Genomic DNA, 21,160 nt, shown 5'->3' on the forward strand with positions numbered 1-21,160 from the left:
GGAGTCAGCTGTGGCTAAGCAAGGCGAAGGAAAAGCGGTGTATAAACGGGCATGGTTCTGGGGGGCAGTGGTTGTTCTGCTGTATGCCCTGGCTGGGTTTGTCGGTCTGCCCTGGTGGTTGGAGCGAACGTTGCCCAAGCAGACCAGCCAGTACATGGGCTGGCAAACGTCGGTAGAGAATGTCTCGGTCAACCCGTTTGCCATGACCCTGGAGGTGACCGGGCTGGCGGCTCAGGATGCCAATGATGAGCCGGTGGTGGCCTTTGACCGTTTCTACGTTGACCTGGGCTTCTGGCGCCTGCTGACCGGCGTGCTGGCGTTCGACACCATCGAACTGGTGGAGCCCAACATCCGCCTGGATCTTCTGGAAGATTACAACATCAACTTCGCCCGCGACTGGCAGACCCATAACCCTGCGGTGGCGACAGAGGCGCCGGTTGACGAAGCCGCCGTGGAGCCATCCGCCCCGCCCAAACTCTATCTCGGCCGGTTCAGCATTGCCGGTGGCGAGTTGCTGTTCCGGGACTTCAGCAGTGCCCAGCCGGAATCCTTCAGCATTTCGCCCCTTGATCTGGAACTCAATGACCTGGCGACCTACTCCCGCGAGGGGGGTAATACCAGTTACACCCTGGATGGCGCCTTGGGCGGGGAAACCACTTTTTCCTGGGAAGGCAGCCTGAATGTGGTGCCGCTCCACTCCAAGGGTCACTTGCGTATTGGTAATGTCGACTCGGAGACCATTGCCCACTTTGTTCGTGGGGTTCTGCCTTACAACCTGGCTGACGGCGCTTTCAGTGTGGAATCCGACTATGAACTGGCTGGCGGCGAGCGTTTTTCCATGGTGACCAGCAACGGCACCCTGGGCATCAAGTCGCTGGCTGTGGCGGTTTCCGGTGACAGTGGTGAGCCCGAGTTGAGTATTGGCGATATCAGCGTCGATGGCGTCAGTTCCAGCCTGGTTGAACAGTTTGCCTCGGTCGGTACGGTATCGGTGGATGGCTTGCAGCTGTCGGCGGTCAAGGCGGCTGATGGCCAGTTGAACTGGCTGGCGCCCTTGGCCGGCTCTGGCGAGGGCGAAGCCCAGGAACCTGCGGAGACGGCCGGCACTGACGGTGGTTTCCGCTGGTCGGTGGATGAGATCAAGCTCAGCAACAGTCAGGTTCAGTGGCGGGATGAGCAACTCGACACCCCGGCGAATCTGGCGTTGCAGGGTATTGAGCTGACCATCGGCAAGCTCAGCCAGCAACTGGAAGAACCGGTGCCCTATGAGTTGGCGGCGGCCCTGGCTGGCGGCGGTAATCTGCACGCTCGTGGTCAGGCGACCCTGGTGCCCTTTACCCTGGAAACCGGCTTGTCGGCCAGTGCCGTTGCCCTGGCTCAGTTTGAGCCCTACGTCCAGTCCGCGACCAACCTGGCTATCCGGGACGGCAGCCTGACGGTGGACGGTAACTTGGACCTGGATGGGCAGAAGGACCCGATGACCGGAACCTTCAGCGGCAACGGTGAACTCAAAACCCTTGATCTTGGTCTGGTGGGTGATGAAGAGCCCCTGCTTGGCTGGCAGACCCTGCAGCTGGCACCGATTGAATACAACCTCGCCCCGGCACGGCTGGAAATTGGTACGGTCACCCTGGCCACGCCAAGGATCAATGTCACCCGGTCCGCCGACGGCCAGGAAAATGTTACCCAGATCGCCAAAGCCTCGGACCAGCCGGAATCCCAGGCCGGGGGTGACGCGGCCGACGCCGGTATGATTTTCCGCATCGGCGAACTGGTCCTGCAGGACGGTGGTCTGTCCTATACCGACCGTAGCATCTCGCCGACGTTCGTAACCCGCATGCATGAGCTGAACGGTACTGTGGCCGGTCTCAGCAACATTGCGCCGCAACAGGGCAGCGTTGCCATTCAGGGACGTGTTGGCGAGCTTGGACGGGTCGATTTCAGTGGATCACTCGGGGCCATTGGTGGTGAGGATACCACCCGGCTCAAACTGGACCTGACCCAGCTCTCGCTGCCGACCCTGAGCCCGTACTCCGGCCGCTACCTGGGGTACAACCTCGACAGCGGCAAACTCAAACTGGACCTCACCTATGAGATCGCCGGCAGTCACCTGAAGGCAGATAACCTGGTGATTCTTGACCAGCTGGAGCTGGGTGAGGAAGTGGACAGTGAAGACGCGGTCAATGCCCCCATTGAGCTGGGACTGGCATTGCTGCGGGATCGTGACGGCATCATCGAAGTCGATCTGCCGGTAGAGGGCAACCTGGACGATCCTGAGTTCCGGGTTGGCCGGATTGTCACCCGGGCCTTTGTGAACCTGCTGGTCAAGGCGGCCGCCTCGCCATTCAGCATGCTGGGCTCGGTGGCCGAGCTCGCTGGTCTGTCCGGTGAAGAGCTGGGCACCGTCTATTTTGACCCGGGCAGCCCGGCCCTGGATGGTGACGAAGCCCAGAAACTGGATGTTCTGGCCCAGGCGCTGAAAGATCGCAGTAACCTGCTGCTGAACGTGCGTGGCGCGGTTTCTCAGGAGCTCGATGGCCTGGCCCTGAAGCAGCAGCGGCTGGCTCGACGCATTGGTCTGGCGGATGACCTCAGCACTGAGCAGCGCCTGGAGCGGCTGGAGCAGGCCTACCGCCGGGACAATGGCAATGAGGCACTTGAGGTATTGCGAGGGGAACAGGGTGGCGATCCGCAAACCTGGGAAATTGCGTTGCTGAAGGCGTTGACGGCGGACATCACACTGCCGCCCGAAGCCCTGGGCAACCTGGCGGTGGCGCGGGGTCAGTGGTTGCAGCGCCAGTTGCTTGATCAATATGAAATTCCGTCTGGCCAGCTGTTCCTGAGGGACCCGCAGCTGAACGCCTCAAACAACGACGACCGCCAGGTGGCGGTGGAATTCACCCTGGACGTACGGTAAGCAGGAGATCAGCCATGGCGCAAAGGCCACTCAGCCATTTTTTTGCCTATATTTCCCGGCTGCGTTGGATCAAGCGTTGGGGCTTGATGCGGAATGCCATCGAGGAGAACGTCGCCACCCACTCCTGGGAGGTGGCCACCCTCGCCCATGCCCTGGCGTTGATTCGTAACCGCCATTTCGGTGGCTCGGTGGATGCGGACCGTGTTGCCGCGGCGGCGCTCTATCACGATGCCACCGAGGTCATTACCGGTGACATGCCAACGCCGGTGAAGTACCACTCACGGGTGATGCGGGAGGTGTTCGGGGATATCGAGCACAAGGCCCAGGACGAGTTGCTGGGGCTGTTGCCGGAAGCATTACGGGACGATTTCGCGCCGTACCTGAGCGAAGCCCGCTGGTGTGATGACACCCAGGAGCTGGTCAAGGCGGCGGATCGCCTGTCGGCGTTACTCAAGTGCCGAGCAGAGATTCAGGCCGGTAACGGGGAGTTTGAGCCGGCAGCAAAGCAGATCTACCAGCGCCTCCAGCAGGAAAACCTGCCGGAGGTTCAGTACTTTCTGGAGGTGTTTGCTCCAGGCTATCAGCAGCCACTGGATCACCTGCTGGAACAGCCGTTGTAACAGCTGGTGGCCAGCAGGTGGCGGCAGGATCAGGCGCCGGAGGCCGATCCGCCTACCAGGCCGCCGCGCAGACCGTCCTTGCGCAGCAGGTGGCGCGCGGCGTCTTCCGGGCTGCCTGCCAGTTCCCGGAACATGCCCATGGAACCCAGCAGGGCGGACGACTCGTACGGTACGAAAACCCGTTCGCCGTCTTTGGCCATGGTGGGCAGGGCCTTGATGTAACTCTGGCCGAGCAGGTAGCCGATAACCGCCTGTTTGTTCTCTTGCGAATCGCCCATGGCACTGAGTACCAGACGGATGGACTCCTGTTCACCCTGTGCCCGCAAGATGGCGGATTCCTTGTCACCCTGGGCATTGAGGATGGCAGACTCACGTTGCCCCTGGGCCATGGCAATAGCGGCGGCTTTCTCACCTTCAGCCTCGGTCACGGTGGCCCGGCGCTTACGCTCGGCGGCCATCTGCAGGCGCATAGCCTCCTCAACTTCCTCTGGCATGCTGATGTCCTGGACTTCCACCCGGGTCAGTTTGACCCCCCACTTGGAGGCGGGTTCTTCCATTTCGGACTGGATCGCGTTGTTGACCTCACTGCGGGACTCAAACAGTTTATCCAGCTCCATTTTGCCCACCACCGAACGCAGGGTGGTCTTGGCCAGAACCTCGACGGCCTGGCTCATGTTGGCCACTTCGTAGACCGCACGGCGGGGGTCGATAATCTGGTAGTAAAGTGCGCCGTTGATGGACACGGTGACGTTATCGGTGGTGACCACCGGCTGGCCGGGGAAGTCCATCACCGTTTCGCGGCGGTCGATGCGCACTTCATCGCTGGCCACCGGGTGGTATTCCTGGCCCATTTTGACGTAGCGGATGATGGTAATGGGACGCGGGCGTTCGATGAACGGAATGATGATGTTGATGCCGCTTTCCAGCACCCGGTTGAATGACCCCAGGCGCTCGATCACCATCACTTCGGACTGGCGCACAATGACCAGACCCTTGGCGATGATGAATACGCCCACCGCCAGGAAAATCAGGCTGAGGATCAGGCTTGGACTGAACAGGGATTCCATACGTTAATGCTCCTTGTTTGGATGGGTGCAGTGGACGACTGCAGTGGTGCCATCGAAGTGCTCAAAAACCACCTCGGTGCCTTCCGGCAGCTCAGTGGCGTTGTCGGGGGTGACTCTCAGACGATAGAAATCGCCGTTGATCTTGACGCCACTGGCGCCATCAAAGTCGCGCTTGATCGTTCGGTAGCGCTGGCCTTTTTCCACACCGGTACCGGTGGTGCCGTAGGCCACCCCTTTCGGGGAAAAGCGGGGTTTGATCCAGCGGATGGCTACCGGTACCAGAATGCCGGAGAACACGCCCATGGCGACCAGCTGCCACTCAAAAGAGGCTCCCAGGTAAGCCACCAGGGCGGTGAGTGCGGCGGCGATACCCAAGGCCAGCAGGAGCAGGACGCCCGATGCCAGTTCTGCCAGGCTCAGCACCAGCGCGAGTATTAACCACAGATGGGTAAGGCTCCATTCCATAAGACAGTTCCGTCCAGATTCGTGGAAACAACGAAAAACCGATTGTAACCAAAGGGATTGCCGGCGTCCTGTGAAAACCTGGCGGCCGTGAACTGACCGAAACGTCCGGTGGTGATAACCATTCCTGCCATAGGCCGACCAAGTCGAGGTGATACAGTGAATGAAAATTAGAGCAATTGCTTTAATGCGAGGGGAGCACGGGGTCGTGGTGGTTTCCCTGAGCGCCACAATCAAGCAGAACAACACGAGGTCACGGTCTATGAAAGAGTTGAACAACAAGGTTGCGGTGGTTACCGGTGCAGGCTCCGGTATTGGTCGTGCATTGGCAAAGCTACTGGCGGCCCGCGGCTGCCGACTGGCGCTGTCGGATGTTAACGAAGTCGGACTGAAGGAAACCGCGGAATCCTGTGGCGCCAAGGAGGTCCGTACCTACCTGCTGGACGTTTCCGACCGTGATGCCATTTATGCCCACGCGGATCAGGTGGCCAAGGACTTTGGTCAGGTCAACCTGATCATCAATAACGCGGGCGTTGCGCTGTCGGCATCGGTGCGGGAAATGACCGATGACGACTTCAAATGGGTCATGGATATCGATTTCTGGGGTGTTGCCCACGGTACCCGGGCCTTCCTGCCCCACCTTATCGCGTCCGGCGACGGTCATGTGGTGAACGTCTCCAGCGTGTTTGGCCTGATCGGGGTGCCGAAGCAGAGCGCTTACAACGCGGCGAAATTTGCGGTGCGTGGCTTTACCGAAGCGCTGCGTCAGGAAATGCAGGTGGAAGGCCAGCCAGTGGCGGTGAGTTGTGTTCACCCCGGCGGCATTCGTACCAACATCGCCAATGCCGCCCGCATGGGCAAATCGGAGAACGCCGATGCCCAGCGCAAGGGTTTTGACAAACTGGCGATGACTACCCCGGAAAAGGCGGCTGAAACCATTGTCAAAGGTATCCTGCGCGACGAGTCACGTATTCTGGTTGGTCCGGATGCGTGGGGAATTGATGCCCTCAACCGCTTGCTCGGTGCTGCATACCAGCCATTGGTGGCGCGTTTCTCCCGCAAGAATCTGTACGTGTAATTGCGCCCGCCCCTGCTAACGGGGGCAAAAAGCTGGCCCCGGCAATGGCTCCGGGGCAGGCTTTGGGCGTGGTTAACGGTGAGGGTGCTATTGTTCCATGGGACTGTTTTACTCTCTGGTCCAAGTACTTATACTGGCATCATTGCCTGGACCGAACCGTCATGACCTCATCTCACCAGCCCACCCCCCCTTTCCAGACCCCGGATACCCGTTCCGGTCTGAGTAACCGTCACCGCCGTGTCCTGGCGCGCTGGTTGTATGCTGTCACCGGAGTGTCGCTGATTCCCTTTGCCGTGCTCCAGATTGTCAGTGGGCATGTAATCCTGGCCGGCGCCGAACTGGTGGCTTCGGTACTGCTGTTTACCGGTTATCTGCGGGTGGCACGCAGCCCGCACCTTCAGCGTTGGATCTATGGCTACCTGATCCCGCTGTTTATTTTCTTTAACGTCATCATCATCGTGCCGGAGGCATCCATTTCTGCCTCGGTGTGGGTGCTGATGATGCCGGTGCTGTCGTATCTGCTCCTGGGTAAGCGCGAGGGGATGATTCTCTGCCTGCCGTTCATGGTGGCCGGAAGTATCGGTTACCTGTACTTCCTGGAGAACATCGACAGCGCACGGAGTGTGATTGATTTTCTCAATCTGGTGGTCGGTGGAACCCTGATGCTGCTGTTCATCCATGTCTATGAGCAGCGTCGTGAGGAGGCCGAGCAGAGGTTGATCAACCTGGCCCAGACCGACTCGCTGACCGGGCTGGCAAACCGCAACCGCTTCCAGGAGCTGCTGGCTCGCACAATTGCCGAAAGTCAGCGTAGCAACAGCCCCTACGCCCTGGTGGTGCTGGATCTGGATCGCTTCAAGCAGGTCAACGATACCTTTGGCCATGAGGCCGGGGACCGACTTCTCAAACTGGTTGGACAGACCCTGATTGAACGCTTGCGTGGCACCGACACAGTGGGGCGCCTGGGTGGTGAGGAGTTCGGCCTGTTGCTGCGGGATGTGTCCTGTGACGACACCACCCAACTGATCGAGCAGGTACGTGAGCGCATTGCCGATACCCAACTGCGCTATCGGGGCCAGGACATATCGGTGACCGCTTCGTTCGGCATTGCCCATTCGAGTCGCGATGGTCATCAGGCCGATGCCCTGTTTCGCACAGCTGATCGTCGGCTCTACCAGGGCAAACGGGGAGGACGCAATGTGGTGGAGAGTCATGACGAACCATCCAATGATGAGCTGACCACTACTCCCCCAAGGACCAGGAAGGGCACTGATGTGTGAATTGCTGGCGATGAGCGCCAACACCCCGACGGATCTTTGCTTCAGCTTCACCGGGCTGACACGGCGGGGTGGCGATACCGGCCCCCACCGTGACGGCTGGGGCGTTGCTTTTTACGAGGGCAAAGCTGTGCGGGCCTTCCATGAGTCCGGAGCCTGCGCCAGCTCGCGTATTGCCGAGGTCGTGCAGACCCACCCCATCAAGAGCGAAGTGGCGATCTGCCACATCCGCCAGGCCAATGTCGGTTCGGTGTGCCTGGCCAACACGCACCCTTTCATCCGTGAGCTGTGGGGGCAGTACTGGGTGTTTGCCCATAATGGCCAACTCACCGGGTTTTCCGCTGAACCGGGATTCTATGAACCGGTAGGCGATACCGACAGTGAAACCCTGTTCTGTGACATGCTCAATCACCTACGGGCGGGCGGCGGACGAGACCTTCCGCTGGCTGATATGGTTCAGATGCTGGTGCGGTTGTCGTCCAGCTACGCTGCTCGCGGCGTGTTCAATCTGCTGCTGAGTAACGGCGACTGGCTGTTCACCTTCTGTACCACCAAGATGGCCAGCATTACCCGGCGGGCGCCCTTTGGCCCGGCCCGGCTCAAGGATGCCGATGTCACAGTGGATTTCGAAGCCGAGACCACGCCTAATGACGTGGTCAGCGTGGTGGTGACGGAGCCCTTGACCACGGACGAACAGTGGGACGTTTATCAGCCCGGCGAATGGCGATTGTGGCAGGCCGGTGAAGTGGTGATGAAGGGCTCCGTTCCAGTGCAGACTCAGCTTGGTACGTAGTAAAGCTTGTCAAGCTGGGCGTCATCCAGGGCGATGACCTCCGCCTCAAGGGCATCCAGGTGTTTCAGGATGACTTTGGAGAGGGCGTCCAGTTCCTGAAACAGGGTTCGTGCCTGCTCGATATTGGCATCCTTGCTCTTCTTCTTGCCGAGCAGGCGGGAAAGCAGGCCGCCGGATGCGTTGCTGTCTTCGTCGAACAGCAGCTTGAAGATCTTGAGATAGGTATCGTGCAGGTCGATGTGAGGCTGTTCGATTTTGCGGTAGGACGGGAGCGAATTCAGTGCCTGCCCCGGCCCGTAATACCACTTCCCGAACTTGCAGTCTGTCCCCAGCACTGGGACGTGGTCCTTGAGCATTTCAAGGCCCTCAATCAGTGCACTGGCATACCTCACCCATCTTACGTGTCCCTGCTTGGCAGAGCGTAGTTCCTGAATTATGTTTGTTTTCTGAGTCATACCGACGTCTTTTGTTGTTAGCCCAAAGGGTTAAGTGGCAAGAAACGGCAGTCTGCTGCTGGAAACAGGTTAAGGCAAGCGAGTCTGGCTCCTAGATGACAAAGTGTCACTTAATTCCCGTCTGATGTAACAAATGCCATCCGGGAGCCATCGGAGAAGGCGTTACTGCAGGGTACGGCGATTGCCACTCTTGAACTGGGGGGCAATCTTGTCGCTGATCTGCGCCTTGAATCGCTCAATCAGTTCGCTGTTGTCGTGATCCCAGGGGTGGAAGCCCGGTTTAAAGTATTCCAGCCAGGTCGGAATCAGGCTGGAGAAGGCACCGTTCTTGCCCCACATCCGCCATAGCCCCTTGGCCGTGTCCTTCAGGCTGAACTGCTTCGGATCCTTCAGCATCATCTGGGCGGTGAAAGCGCTGGCCACAACACCCAGCATCGCTGTGGAAAACGCCAGGTAGAAGGTGCGCTCGGCGTAGGTGCCCCCGACCTGCTGGAAGACGTCGTAGGTGACGGCTTTGTGCTCGGTTTCCTCAATCGCGTGCCAGACCCAGATGGTGCGCATGGATTCGTGCATATCTTCGCGAATGTCATTCCGCTCAAGCAGCATGTCCGCCATCATCGCCGTCAGGTGTTCCAGACCGCAGGTAATGGCCAGCTGATGACGTTTGGGCAGCTTCTTGGCAATGCCCAGAATCACGCTGAGCTGCTTTTCCAGTTCCTCCACTGGCATGCCCTGATCACGAACGTGCTGGTTCATGGCAATGTGTTCCAGTGAATGCATGGCTTCCTGGCCAATGAATCCTCGGACTTCTTCCTTCATCTTTGGATCGGTGATCTGGTCGCGGAAGTAGCGAACCGAATCCACAAAGAACTGTTCGCCCTGGGGAAAGAGTACGGACAGGGCGTTCATGGTGTGACTGAGGATGTAGCTGTTGTCGAGCCAGTAGCGGGGATTTTGTTCGCCGAACTCGAACCCCATGCGTTGCGGCTTGATGGTGACGTTGTCCGGGGTACGTGTTTTGGCGGCTTCGGTGCGGCTTGTTGTCAGCATGTTGGTACTCCTGTCCTTTGGCGCATTTGTTGGTTTTTTAGAGAATGGATCTGCGCGCTGTGGTCATGGTTCCAGTGTGGAGAGGTTGCTGGCGACAAAACAGGCGAATTTAGGACGTTGGCCGTGGAGATTGGGCCAAGCAAATGCTTGGTTGGCCCGGGTGACGTTTTTCACGGGCGGGTTCGCCACTACACGGGTGGGTGGGACTTCGTGATAGCATCGGTGCGGCAAGCGCTGGTTTATTTTTTTGATGAAGCGCTGTCAGGCAAGGGCGACGACTCATCACTGATGAAGGATTGACGATGGCAAATGCAGGCCCTGAAAAAGAACGGCAGATGTTGGGACTGTTTCTGGTGCCCGGTGTGTACCTGCGGGTTCTGGCGGAAACCGTGGGCAAGCTGGGGCATAACGAGCGCCAGCTTTTCGAAGGCCTGAGTTTCTGCGCGGAGGACCTGAAGGCCAACGACAGCCGTATTTTCGTGACCGACGCCATTGTGATGGCCGAGCGGGCGTTGAAGCTTGCCGGGGATCAGGGCTTGAGCCTGATGCTGGCAAGGGAGCTGCGGGTCACCATTCACGGCACCCTGGGATTGGCGGCGCTGACCAGCCCAACCATGGGTGAAGCCATCGACTCGGTACGTCGATACCTGCAGCTGCGGGTACCGTTCCTGGCCATGAACATCAATGATGGCGGTGATCGGGTGCTGGTCACCCTGCGGGCGGAATTTGATGTGCCCGGGCTTTATCATTTCCTCGCAGAAACCGTGGGGACCACGCTGCTGATGCTGACGGATCAGCTGATCGACCGCTCCAGTGCCGAGGAGCTGGGCTTTCCGCTGACCGACGGTAAGATTCCTGGCATCAAGGTGCACCTGACGGGTCCTGAACCGGCTTACTTCAGACAGTTTGCCGATCATCTACCCGCAGAATTCCTGTACCAGCAACGGGAAGAGATGCTTATCTTCCCCAAGAAGCTGCTGGAGGCCCGAATGCGTCTGGCCGATGCCGACGCGTCGAAGATGGCGCGGGACCAGTGTGAATTCGAGTTGCAGAAAGCGCTCAAGGATCAGGGCGACATCACCTACGCCATTCGCAACATGCTGCACATCATGCCTGGGCCGCTGCCATCGCTGGAGGCCATGGCCGAGCGCTTCTGTGTCTCGTCACGGACCCTGAAACGGCGACTGGCGGAAAAAGACACTACCTACCGGGAAATTGTCGAGCAGGTTCTGAAAGACCGGGCCATCCAGCTGTTGCGTTACACCAACCAGTCGGTGAGCGAGATTGCCTACGAGCTTGGTTATGCGGACCTGTCCAACTTCAGCCGGGCTTTTCGCAAATGGACCGGGAAATCGGCCAGTGAATTCCGTGAGGGTGGCGCCGACCCTGCCCCGGAAATGGGGCCGTGATGGGTAAGCCTCCTGCTTTGCCAGGGATTTAGCGCTACACTGCGGTTTTCACAAGGAGATAGGGATATGCAACAGGATACCCACAGCAAGGTTTTTGGTTACCTGCTCTGGATCTTCGGTTTTCTTGGTGCCCATCGGTTTTACTACGGCAAGCCGGTGACCGGAACCATCTGGTTCTTCACCTTGGGGCTGTTCTTTATCGGCTGGATCATCGATTTTTTCCTGATCCCATCGATGGACCGTGAGGCTGACAAACGTTTCCGTTCCGGTGATACCAGTTACAACCTTGCTTGGCTGCTACTGACGTTCCTGGGTGTGTTCGGTGTTCATCGCATGTATATGGGCAAGTGGCTTACCGGAATCCTTTACCTGCTGACCGGCGGGCTGTTCCTGATCGGTATTCTCTACGATTTCTGGACGCTGAATGACCAGGTGTCCATCAAGAACAGCGAGCGTTCCGGGTACTGAGTATCCGTCTCCCCGACCCTGGGCGTTAACCCGCTCAGGGTGCCAGTCCCACCGCCTGCTCCAGTTCCGCCAGGCCCTCCTCCAGATAGTCCAGCAGCCGCTGCAGGCTTGGCAGGGTACGGCGGCAGCCGATGAGCCCGAACTCAATCTGATCACAGTAGCTGGTCAGCGTCATGTTCAACGCCAGGCGATCCATAACAATGGACACCGGGTACATCCCTTCCAGCTTGGCGCCGTTCCAGTAGCCTGGCTCCTGGGGGCCGGGTACGTTGGAAATCACCACGTTGAAGGTCTGCCACTTGGGGGCCAGGCCGGTTAGCAGATGGAAACAGGCCGGTGACAGGGTCAGCGCGGTGTAGTTGACGATTTCCTCCGCGGACATGCTGGCGTAACGCTCCTTGGCATCCCTGACCTCCTGGTGGATATGCCGCAGACGCTCGGCACCATCGCTCAAATGGGTCCCCAGGGCGGCGAGAATCATCCCCACCTGATTGCCCTCGGTGCTGTCATCCCGATGCAGTGACACTGGAACCATGGCCACCAGGGATTTTTCCGGCAGGGCGTCCTGACTCAGCAGATAGCTGCGCAATGCGCTGGCGCACATGGCCATCACCACGTCGTTGACAGTGGCCCCGAAGGCAGTGCCCACCGCCTTGATCCGGCTCAGGCTGTAAGACTGGGCGGCAAAGCGCCGGGAACCGGTGACCTTGCGGTTGAGGATGCTGTTGGGGGCATGGAATATGGAGTCGTACTCCGGATTCCGGCGGGCTTCGTTGATGGTTCGTAGTAACTCCCGGGCGACGGTGGGTACTGTGCCAATCTGCTTACCGGATTCCCCCAGCAAGTGGGACAGGCTGTTCAGCAGCGACGGCCTTGAGCTGTCCTGGTTCCGCTGCCTTGGCGGGAGGCTCCACACTGGCGGCATATCGCGCTCGTTAGGGTCTGCGGACAGCATCCGTTTCATCATGCGCATGGCGGACACCCCGTCCACCAGGGCGTGATGGACCTTGGTGTAGATGGCAAAACGGCGGTCTTGCAGACCCTCGATCAAATGGAATTCCCACAACGGCCGCTCTCGGTCCATCAGGTGGCTGTGTTCTGCCGATACAAAGGCGAGCAGCTCGCGGATGCGCCCCGGTGTGGGCAGGGCCTCGAAGCGGAAGTGGTGTTCCAGGTCGAACTGGTGGTCTTCAGTCCAGTAACTCTGGCCCATACGACTGGTCAGCCGCTGGTTGAACGGCGCGGTGAGTGTGGTGTGCTGGCGCAGCTGCTCGGCCAGCTGAGCGACGTAGTCATCAGGTGCATCGTCGGGAAAGGAAAACAGCTGGAGTCCGCCGACATGCATGGGTTGCTGGCGTTTCTCGAGCCACAGGAACAGCTGATCTGCCGGGCTGAGCAGTTTCAAGGGGGAGTCCTTTTTCGCTTGTTATGGTTTTGTTGTCCCTGATGGTACTGCAATTGCGATACAACGGAAGTGGTCATATCGACCTGGCGGGTTGCCGGTAGGGTCAGTGGGGCGTGACGCCGGGGGCTCCATGAGCCGCATGGGCGAAAGACACGCAGGGTGGCCGGAGCCGGCCACCCCGCTGGCAGGTGGACCTGGTGATCAGGCCACCGCCTGGTCGTGAGCCTTGATAGGCACTTCCAGAACCACCTCGTCGCCGTCGAGCAGAACCGGGTAGATGGTCACCTTGATGGAGGTGTCCTCCAGGCAGGCGCCGGTTTCCAGGTTGAAGTGCTGCTTGTACAGCGGTGACGCGACCACTGGCTGACCCTTGAGGTCGCCGGTAATGCCCCGGGCCAGCACGTTGGCGCCGCTGAACGGGTCGGTGTGGCTGATGGCGAACAGGCAGGGTATCCGGTTGGGCAGGTAGAACACCGCTACGGGGCCATCCTCGGTCCAGACGGCAATGCCGGAATCCGGAACCAGGTCATCGATGTGGCAAACACTCTGCCATTGGGTCTTGTTACTCATCGCTTTCTCCTCTTCAGGCGGTTTCGACGACAGGACGACGCTGGCCACGCTCCTGGGTCCATTGTTGTACCGGGTCCTTGCGTTCGTCGTTGACGAACTCGCGGAAGCGTTTGCGTTTCTCGGGATCTTCCACGGCGGTCTTCCATTCGCACTGGTAAGTGCCAATCACTGTCTGCATGTGGGCATCGAGTTCTTCACCAATACCCAGGCTGTCTTCCAGCACCACCTGCTTGAGGTAGTCGAGCCCACCTTCCAGGTTTTCCATCCACACACTGGTGCGTTGCAGGCGGTCGGCGGTGCGAACGTAGAACATCAGTACCCGGTCAATGGCGCGGATCAGTTCCTCGTCGCTGAGGTCGGTGGCAAACAGGTCGGCGTGGCGCGGGCGCATACCGCCGTTCCCGCACACGTACAGGTTCCAGCCTTTGTCGGTGGCTATGACGCCAATGTCCTTGCTCTGGGCTTCGGCACACTCACGGGTACAGCCGGAGACCGCCATTTTAAGTTTGTGGGGTGAACGCAGCCCTTTGTAGCGATCCTCCAACAGGATCGCCATGCCGACGCTGTCCTGCACGCCGTAGCGGCACCAGGTGCTGCCGACGCAGGATTTCACGGTCCGCAGCGACTTGCCGTAGGCGTGGCCGGTTTCGAACCCGGCGGCGATCAGCTTCTCCCAGATCTCCGGCAGTTCACTCAGGGTGGCGCCGAACAGGTCGATGCGCTGGCCCCCGGTGATCTTGGTGTACAGGTTGTATTCCTTGGCCACTTCACCCAGCACGATCAGCTTGTCTGGGGTGATTTCACCACCCGGTACCCTCGGGACGATGGAATAGGTGCCGTTCTTCTGCATGTTGGCCATGAAGGTGTCGTTGGTGTCCTGCAGGGCAACGTGGTCGGTGGCGAGGATATGCTCGTTCCACACGGTTGCCAGAATAGAGGCCACCGCAGGCTTACAGATATCGCAACCGTGGCCCTTGCCGTGGTCATGGATCAGCTGGTGGAAGGTCCGGATGCCGTTGATCTTGACCAGGTGGAACAGCTCCTGGCGGCTGTACGGGAAGTGCTCGCAGATGTCTTTGCTGACTTCGACACCGCGCTTCTCCAGCTCACAGTCCACCACGTTCTTCAACAGTGCGGCGCAACCACCACACCCGGTGCTGGCTTTGGTTTCACCCTTGACGCTGCCAAGGTCGCAGCAGCCAGCGTCAATGGCACCGCAGATGTCGCCCTTGGTGACGTTGTGGCAGGAACAGATGGAGGCGGTGTCCGGGAGAGCATCGGGGCCGAGGGTGGGGGCGCCGCCTTCGGATTCCGGCAGGATCAGCACTTCCGGGCTGGCCGGCAGGTCGATGCTGTTGAGTGCGTATTGCAGCAGGGTGTCATAGGGACCGTTGTCGCCCACCAGGATGGCGCCCAGCAGTTTCTTGCCGTCTTCGCTGATGACCATGCGGCGATATACGCCGTTGGCGCCGTCATTGAACTGGATGTTACGGGCGCCCGGCGTCTGGCCATGGGCATCGCCGATCGAGCCGACATCCACACCCAGCAGTTTCAGTTTGGTGCTCATGTCAGCACCGGTAAAGGCGGCCTCGCTGTCGCCGTTAAGGGCGCCGGCCAGGGTGCGGGCCATGGTGTAGCCCGGGGCAACCAGACCAAAGATTCGCTGATCCCACAGGGCACACTCGCCGATGGCGTGGATATTGGCATCGGAGGTGGTGCACTGGTTGTTGATCACGATACCGCCGCGCTCACCGATCTCCAGGCCGGAGCTGCGGGCCAGGGCGTCCTGGGGCCGGATACCGGCGGAGAAGACGATCAGGTCGGTTTCGAGGTGACTGTCGTCACTGAAGTTCATGCGCAGGCGGTGGTCTTCACCTTCCACGATGGCCGAGGTGGCTTTTTCGGTGTGGACCTGTACGCCCAAGTCTTCAATTTTTTTGCGCAGCAAGGCGCCGCCATCGGCATCCAGCTGAACCGGCATCAACCGTGGCGCAAACTCGACCACATGAGCTTCCAGGCCCAGGCTCTTGAGGGCGTTGGCCGCTTCCAGACCGAGCAGTCCGCCACCCACGACCACACCAACCTTGCCGCCTTCGGCGCTGGCACGGATCTGGTCGAGATCTTCCAGGGTGCGGTACACCAGGCAGTGGGGGTTGTCGTTACCCTGGATTGGCGGAACGAACGGGAAAGAACCGGTGGACAGTACCAGCTCATCATAGCTGTAGCTGCCTTTGGGGGTGATGACCTGCTTGTTGTCACGGTCGATCTCGGTGACCTGCTCGTCCAGGTGCAGATCAATGCCCTTATCGGCGTACCACTGGGCGGTGCCCATCGCCAGGTCGGCGTGGGTGGAACCGGTGAAGTACTCGGACAGGTGAACCCGGTCGTAGGCCAGCTGGGGCTCCTCGCCGAAGACCACAACATTGAAACCGGCGGCAGCGTCGGAGTCGACGAACTGTTCAAGGAAGTGGTGGCCGACCATGCCGTTACCAACCACTATCAGATTTTTCTTGCTCATGGTGTTTCCTCTCATCAATTCCGGGCTCGGTTCATGCTGCCGCGTTGCAGTAATCTTTCCCGAATGCCAGGTTGGCCCGGTATTCCGTAATGTCATCAGCGTGGCGGATGCGGTCGTGGTACCAGGGGCCATCACTTGTTTCGCCGAACAGGACGGCTCCGGTGAGGCGCTGATCACGGATCATCAGCCGGCAATAACGGTTGGTTTCGTAGTCCTGCCAGACCACGGATTCGGTGTTGTCGTCCGCCTCAGTCTGGCCGCTGGAAAAAATGGGGATGCCACTGATCTTGAGCCGGGTCGCAATGACGGACGGCTCAAACCGGGCGTGGGTGTCCTGGCCACTGAGAATCCGGGCCAGTACCTCAGCCTGCTCATAGCCGGGTTCGACAAGACCAAAGGTCTCCCGGCCCAGTTGGCAGCATTCGCCGAGGGCATAGATGTCGGGGTCGCTGGTTTGCATCTGGTGGTTGACCAGGATGCCGCGGTCGCAGGCCAGGCCGGCCTCACGGGCCAGCTCGGCGTTGGGTGTAATTCCCGCGGCAACAACGACCAGATCGGTGCTGATCAGGGTTTCATCATCCAGCTGGACGGCGCGGAGTTGCTGGTTGCCCAACAGCGCAATGGGGGTGGTACCGGTACGGACGGTGAGTCCCCGCTGTTGCAGTGCCTCGGCCAGCAGTGTGCCGCCCACCCGGTCGAGTTGGCGGTTCAGCAGATGGCGGCTGCGGTGCAGGACGGTGACCGACATACCCCGGCAGCGCAGACCCTCGGCCGCTTCCAGGCCGAGGAAGCCGCCACCGATGACCACCGCCCGGCGATGTTTCTGGCTGAGCTCAATCAGGGTCTGGGTATCGCGCAGGTCGCGAAAACCGACCACACCACGGAGTCCCTCTCCGGGCAGACCGAGGCTGGCGGATCGGGATCCGGTGGCGATCACCAGTTTGCTATAGCGTTCCCGGTGGCCGCTGGCGGTGATGACTTCACGGGCGCCGCGGTCGATGCGGGTCACCGGATCGCCGCTACGGCATTCGATCCCGCGCTGCTGAAACCAGTCGTCGGGCTTGAGTGTCAGGCTGTCTTCGCTGGCCTCTCCAGCCAGTAGCGATGACAACAGAATCCGGTTGTAGGCGGGGGTTGGCTCTCCGCTGAAAACGACAACCCGTGAAAACGACGACGCGTGCTCCTCGCACAGCCGCTCCAGCAGACGCTGGCCGACCATGCCGTGACCGCAGATTACCAAGGTGTTTGTCATCGCTTTTACCTGCCTGGTCCTGAATCCAACAAAAAAAGCCGGAGTACCGGCCCTTTCAGGGAAGGGGCTGGTAGTCCGGCAACATTGCCAACAACGAAGATTGGATGGCCCGTCCGGCTCCGGTCGGGTGACTCCATCCTGATTCAGTTACAGCGAGAACCGTGCCAACCTGTATTTTTCATTGAAAACAAAGGGTTGGTATAAGTGCAAAAAAGATTCCCGGAAACCGGCTGCCCCGCACTGGTTCAGTTGCACCAGCGTGGGGCGTTGCGGAAGGCCGGTTCCGGGGCGGAACGGCTCAGGCCATTGCCCGTTCTTTCGTGACCTCTTCCACAGCGTGGTCGGCGGATGTTTCCGGGAGGGCCGGTGAAGAGGTTGGCCCGGTGGTATCGGCGTCAGGTTCGGCCCTGGTGGGCTGAGACTTGGCCGGAAACGACTGTTTTTCGTAAAGGAACGACAGCACCGCCTGCCGGCAGTGGACGTAGGTGGCGTCGTCAGCCAGGGTTACCCGGTTTCGCGGGCGCGGCAGTTCAACCGTGAGTTCCTCACCAACGGTGGCCGCCGGACCATTGGTCATCATCACGATGCGGTCAGACAGCAGCACCGCCTCGTCAACGTCATGGGTGATCATGATCACAGTGCTGTTGAGCTCCTGCTGAATGCTCATCAGGGCATCCTGCAGGTGTGCCCGGGTCAGTGCATCGAGAGCCCCGAAGGGTTCGTCCATCAACAGTACGCTGGGTTTCATCGACAGGGCGCGGGCGATGCCGACCCGTTGTGCCATGCCCCCGGAGATTTCACCGGGGCGTTTGTCGATGGCGTGTTGCATGTTGACCAGGGCCAGGTTGTGCATAATCCACTCGCGTTTTTCGGCTTTGCTCATGGTCTTGCGGAACACCTGGTTCACTGCCAGTTCAACGTTTTCATACACCGTCAGCCAGGGCATCAGGGCATGGTGCTGGAACACCACGGCCCGCTCGGGACCCGGTGTGTTGACCTCGTGACCATCGAGGACACAGCCGCCTTGGGTGGCTTGCAGCAATCCGGCGACAATATTCAGTACCGTGGACTTGCCGCAACCGGAATGTCCGATCAGCGACACGAATTCGCCCTTACGGATTTTCAGGTTAACGTTGTCCAGAGCCAGGAACTCCCCTTTGGGGGTGTCAAAGGCCATGTGGACGCCGGTCAATTCAAGGTGTGGTTTCGTCATAATGAATTCCTCGCATGTGCGTCAGGCAATGGCTTATTCGTTCCAGGCGACTTTCTTCTGGATCACCAGCATGACCCGATCCAGCAGGAAGCCGATAAAGCCGATGGTCAGGACCGCGACCATGATCCGGCTCAGGGACTGACTGCTGCCGTTCTGGAATTCATCCCACACGAACTTGCCGAGGCCGGGGTTCTGGGCCAGCATCTCGGCGGCAATCAGCACCATCCAGGCGATCCCCAGCGAAACCCGCAGGCCGGTGAAGATCATCGGCACGGACGAAGGTAGGACCACCTTGCGGGTGTGGGTCCAGAAGGACAGGCGCAGTACCCGCGACACGTTGATCAGGTCCGGGTCGACCGCGGCCACCCCGAAACTGGTGTTGATCAGGGTTGGCCACAGGCTGCACAGGGTGACGGTGATCATGGACGTCAGGAACGCCTTCTCAAACATCGGGTCGTCGCTGACGTAAGTGGCGGATACCACCATGGTGACCAGGGGCAGCCAGGCTAGTGGGGACACCGGCTTAAACACCTGGATCAGCGGGTTGACCGCCGCTGCGAAGTGGCGGTTGAGACCAACCACAACGCCCAGGGGCACTGCGATCACCGTGGCCAGGAGAAATCCCGACAGCACGGTGACCAGGCTGGTGCCTATCTGGTCAAAGAAGGTGGGAGCCCCGGGGTAAGGGCGAATGGACACGTTGGCATCCGGGTTGTCCGCCAGGATGCGGGCGTTACGTGCTTCCTGCATCTCAACGAAACGCGTTGCCCGCTCCCGTTCACTGCTGTGTTCCTGCCAGAGCTGCCCGGCTTGTTCCCAGACATCCGAGGGTGCCGGAAAGCTTCCCAGTGAGGTCTCGACCTGGGGGGCGGACAATTGCCAGAACGCCAGGAACAGGCCAATACCGATGGCTGGCAGCAACAGGTTGCGGACTGTCTGGGTCAGTGCCTGCGGGGACAGGCGCTCTGCCAGGGCGTTCAGCCAGCGTGATACCGCCGATGGGTTTTGTGACTGGGTGATGGTGCTCATCTCAAGCCTCCGGTCATGTCTCGGATTAAGGTGTTTCCTGGCCCTTCAGGCCAATGGCGAAGCTGTCGATGTAGGCATTCGGCTCACGGGGCGTGAAGGCCACGCCATCGATCAGTTCACCCTGTTGCGGACGTTCGAAATTCTCTGCGCCCAGCTCGGGGAAGTCCTCGGCACTCATCAGGCCATCATCGATCAGCGACTGTGCCGCTGCTTCGTAGATGTCGGCGCGATAGACCTTACGAGCGGTTTCCATGTACCAGTCGTCCGGCTTGGCTTCCGGAATCTGACCCCAGCGGCGCATCTGGGTCAGGTACCAGATGGCATCAGACGGATACGGATAGGTGGCGTAGTAACGGAAGAACACGTTGAAATCCGGCACTGAGCGCACGTCGCCTTTTTCATACTCGAAGGTGCCGGTCATGGAGTTGGCGATGACCTGGGCATCGGCGCCGACATAGTTGGGGCGGGACAGGATCTGCACCGCTTCTTCCCGGTTGGCGTTGTTGTTCTCGTCCAGCCAGTAGGCAGCCCGGATCAGTGCACGCAACAGGTGCAGGTGGGTGTTGGGGTATTTCTCGGCCCACTCTTCGTTAACACCGAAGACCTTTTCCGGGTTGTTGGGCCAGATTTCGTAGTCGGTGATGACGGGGACACCAATGCCTTTGGCCACCGCCTGCTGGTTCCACGGCTCACCCACGCAATAGCCCTTGATGGTGCCGGCTTCCAGGGTGGCAGGCATTTGCGGCGGTGGTGTGACTGAAAGCTGGACGTCGGCCTGCAGGGTTCCGCTGGTGTCGCCGCTCTGGGGGGCGTAGTAACCGGGGTTGAGGCCGCCGGCGGCCAGCCAGTAACGCAGCTCATAGTTGTGGGTCGAAACCGGGAACACCATGCCCATGGGGAAGCGCTCGCCGCGTTCGGCGTAGGCATCCACTACGGGTTTCAATGCCGCCGCACTGATCGGGTGCTCGGGGTTGCCGTCGGCCTGGGTCGGAATGTGTGCCTTCATGTCTTCCCAGACATCGTTGGACACCGTGATGCCGTTGCCGTTCAGGTCCATGCTGAACGCGGTGATAATGTCGGCCTGGGTGCCGTAGCCGATGGTCGCGCCGAGGGGCTGACCTGCCAGCATGTGGGCGCCGTCCAGTTCGCCGGTGATCACCCGGTCGAGCAGAACTTTCCAGTTGGCCTGGGCTTCCAGCTCCACAAACAACCCTTCATCAAGGAAATAGCCCTGCTCCCAGGCGACGGCCAGCGGCGCCATGTCGGTCAGTTTGATAAAGCCGAGTTTGAGGTCTGGTTTCTCCGCCGGTGCCAGTTCGGCCAATGCAGGTGCTGCCAGCCAACTGGCGCATACCAGGGTTAATGCGGTTAAAGGCTTCTTACTCATCACGCTCTCCCTTGAGGGTCTTGAAACAAAAAAGCGCCGGCCTTCCGGAAGGGAAGACGGGCGCCTATGCCAAAGCTGGTACGAGTTGTCTATGTACTGACCGGTCCGTTGACGGGTCGTTTGATGAGAGTTTTGCAGACTCCGTGCCAGGTTTTTATTTATATTAAAAACAGTTAGTTAAAGAATTTTT

18 protein-coding genes are annotated in these 21,160 nt (G+C 59.8%); 7 read left to right on the plus strand and 11 right to left on the minus strand.

Annotated elements, in window-relative coordinates; all coding sequences use genetic code 11:
* Positions 1 to 10 precede the first annotated feature (10 nt).
* On the plus strand, positions 11 to 2,917 hold the full coding sequence (locus BMZ67_RS03730) for a DUF748 domain-containing protein (RefSeq protein ID WP_245749858.1): 2,907 nt from the start codon (positions 11 to 13) through the stop codon (positions 2,915 to 2,917).
* Between the two features lie 14 nt (positions 2,918 to 2,931).
* Complete coding sequence (gene yfbR, locus BMZ67_RS03735; RefSeq protein ID WP_092020545.1) at positions 2,932 to 3,537, plus strand: 5'-deoxynucleotidase; 606 nt, start codon at positions 2,932 to 2,934, stop codon at positions 3,535 to 3,537.
* Positions 3,538 to 3,566: 29 nt separating this feature from the next.
* On the opposite strand, the gene BMZ67_RS03740 is transcribed toward yfbR, so the two are convergent.
* Entirely contained in the window at positions 3,567 to 4,604 is a 1,038-nt protein-coding gene (locus BMZ67_RS03740; protein WP_092020546.1) for an SPFH domain-containing protein, read from the minus strand.
* Between the two features lie 3 nt (positions 4,605 to 4,607).
* Complete coding sequence (locus tag BMZ67_RS03745) at positions 4,608 to 5,069, minus strand: NfeD family protein (RefSeq protein ID WP_092020547.1); 462 nt, start codon at positions 5,067 to 5,069, stop codon at positions 4,608 to 4,610.
* 259 nt (positions 5,070 to 5,328) lie between these two features.
* On the opposite strand from BMZ67_RS03745, the gene BMZ67_RS03750 reads away from it, so the two are divergent.
* From BMZ67_RS03750 to BMZ67_RS03760, 3 genes are all read left to right on the plus strand, one after another.
* Complete coding sequence (locus tag BMZ67_RS03750; RefSeq protein ID WP_092020548.1) at positions 5,329 to 6,144, plus strand: SDR family NAD(P)-dependent oxidoreductase; 816 nt, start codon at positions 5,329 to 5,331, stop codon at positions 6,142 to 6,144.
* Positions 6,145 to 6,305: 161 nt separating this feature from the next.
* Positions 6,306 to 7,424, plus strand: coding sequence for a GGDEF domain-containing protein (locus BMZ67_RS03755; RefSeq protein ID WP_092020549.1), 1,119 nt, complete (start codon positions 6,306 to 6,308; stop codon positions 7,422 to 7,424).
* Positions 7,417 to 8,214, plus strand: coding sequence for a class II glutamine amidotransferase (locus BMZ67_RS03760; protein ID WP_092020550.1), 798 nt, complete (start codon positions 7,417 to 7,419; stop codon positions 8,212 to 8,214). The genes BMZ67_RS03755 and BMZ67_RS03760 overlap by 8 nt, the downstream gene beginning before the upstream one ends.
* Here the strand turns inward: BMZ67_RS03760 and BMZ67_RS03765 are convergent.
* The gene (locus tag BMZ67_RS03765; protein ID WP_092020551.1) at positions 8,199 to 8,669 is read right to left on the minus strand and encodes a CZB domain-containing protein; all 471 of its coding nucleotides are present in this window, start codon (positions 8,667 to 8,669) and stop codon (positions 8,199 to 8,201) included. The genes BMZ67_RS03760 and BMZ67_RS03765 overlap by 16 nt on opposite strands.
* 162 nt (positions 8,670 to 8,831) lie before the next feature.
* Positions 8,832 to 9,719 carry a metal-dependent hydrolase gene (locus BMZ67_RS03770; protein WP_092020552.1) on the minus strand — a complete coding sequence of 296 codons (888 nt, stop codon included), beginning with the start codon at positions 9,717 to 9,719 and terminating at the stop codon, positions 8,832 to 8,834.
* A gap of 302 nt (positions 9,720 to 10,021) precedes the next feature.
* Here BMZ67_RS03770 and BMZ67_RS03775 point away from each other — a divergent pair, with 302 nt between their 5' ends.
* Positions 10,022 to 11,128: a helix-turn-helix domain-containing protein gene (locus BMZ67_RS03775; protein ID WP_092020553.1), complete on the plus strand. Its 1,107-nt coding sequence runs from the start codon at positions 10,022 to 10,024 to the stop codon at positions 11,126 to 11,128.
* Between the two features lie 66 nt (positions 11,129 to 11,194).
* Entirely contained in the window at positions 11,195 to 11,596 is a 402-nt protein-coding gene (locus BMZ67_RS03780) for an NINE protein (RefSeq protein WP_092020554.1), read from the plus strand.
* Between the two features lie 34 nt (positions 11,597 to 11,630).
* Here the strand turns inward: BMZ67_RS03780 and BMZ67_RS03785 are convergent, their stop codons facing one another.
* The 7 genes from BMZ67_RS03785 to BMZ67_RS03815 form a co-directional block, all read right to left on the minus strand.
* Positions 11,631 to 13,001 (minus strand): WS/DGAT/MGAT family O-acyltransferase, encoded by a 1,371-nt coding sequence (locus BMZ67_RS03785; RefSeq protein ID WP_092020555.1) that lies wholly within the window; start codon positions 12,999 to 13,001, stop codon positions 11,631 to 11,633.
* Positions 13,002 to 13,202: 201 nt separating this feature from the next.
* Positions 13,203 to 13,571, minus strand: coding sequence for a nitrite reductase small subunit NirD (gene nirD, locus BMZ67_RS03790; protein WP_092020556.1), 369 nt, complete (start codon positions 13,569 to 13,571; stop codon positions 13,203 to 13,205).
* 13 nt (positions 13,572 to 13,584) lie between these two features.
* A complete protein-coding gene (gene nirB, locus BMZ67_RS03795) occupies positions 13,585 to 16,089 on the minus strand; it encodes a nitrite reductase large subunit NirB (RefSeq protein ID WP_092020557.1) in 2,505 nt (834 codons plus the stop codon).
* 31 nt (positions 16,090 to 16,120) lie between these two features.
* A complete protein-coding gene (locus BMZ67_RS03800) occupies positions 16,121 to 17,341 on the minus strand; it encodes an NAD(P)/FAD-dependent oxidoreductase (protein ID WP_092020558.1) in 1,221 nt (406 codons plus the stop codon).
* Between the two features lie 298 nt (positions 17,342 to 17,639).
* Positions 17,640 to 18,554 carry an ABC transporter ATP-binding protein gene (locus BMZ67_RS03805; protein WP_092020559.1) on the minus strand — a complete coding sequence of 305 codons (915 nt, stop codon included), beginning with the start codon at positions 18,552 to 18,554 and terminating at the stop codon, positions 17,640 to 17,642.
* 33 nt (positions 18,555 to 18,587) lie between these two features.
* The gene (locus BMZ67_RS03810; RefSeq protein ID WP_092020560.1) at positions 18,588 to 19,583 is read right to left on the minus strand and encodes an ABC transporter permease; all 996 of its coding nucleotides are present in this window, start codon (positions 19,581 to 19,583) and stop codon (positions 18,588 to 18,590) included.
* 25 nt (positions 19,584 to 19,608) lie between these two features.
* Positions 19,609 to 20,970 carry a CmpA/NrtA family ABC transporter substrate-binding protein gene (locus BMZ67_RS03815; RefSeq protein ID WP_092020561.1) on the minus strand — a complete coding sequence of 454 codons (1,362 nt, stop codon included), beginning with the start codon at positions 20,968 to 20,970 and terminating at the stop codon, positions 19,609 to 19,611.
* Positions 20,971 to 21,160: the final 190 nt, after the last annotated feature.

The organism is Marinobacter zhejiangensis (genome assembly GCF_900114775.1).
In the GTDB taxonomy this organism is placed as follows: domain Bacteria; phylum Pseudomonadota; class Gammaproteobacteria; order Pseudomonadales; family Oleiphilaceae; genus Marinobacter; species Marinobacter zhejiangensis.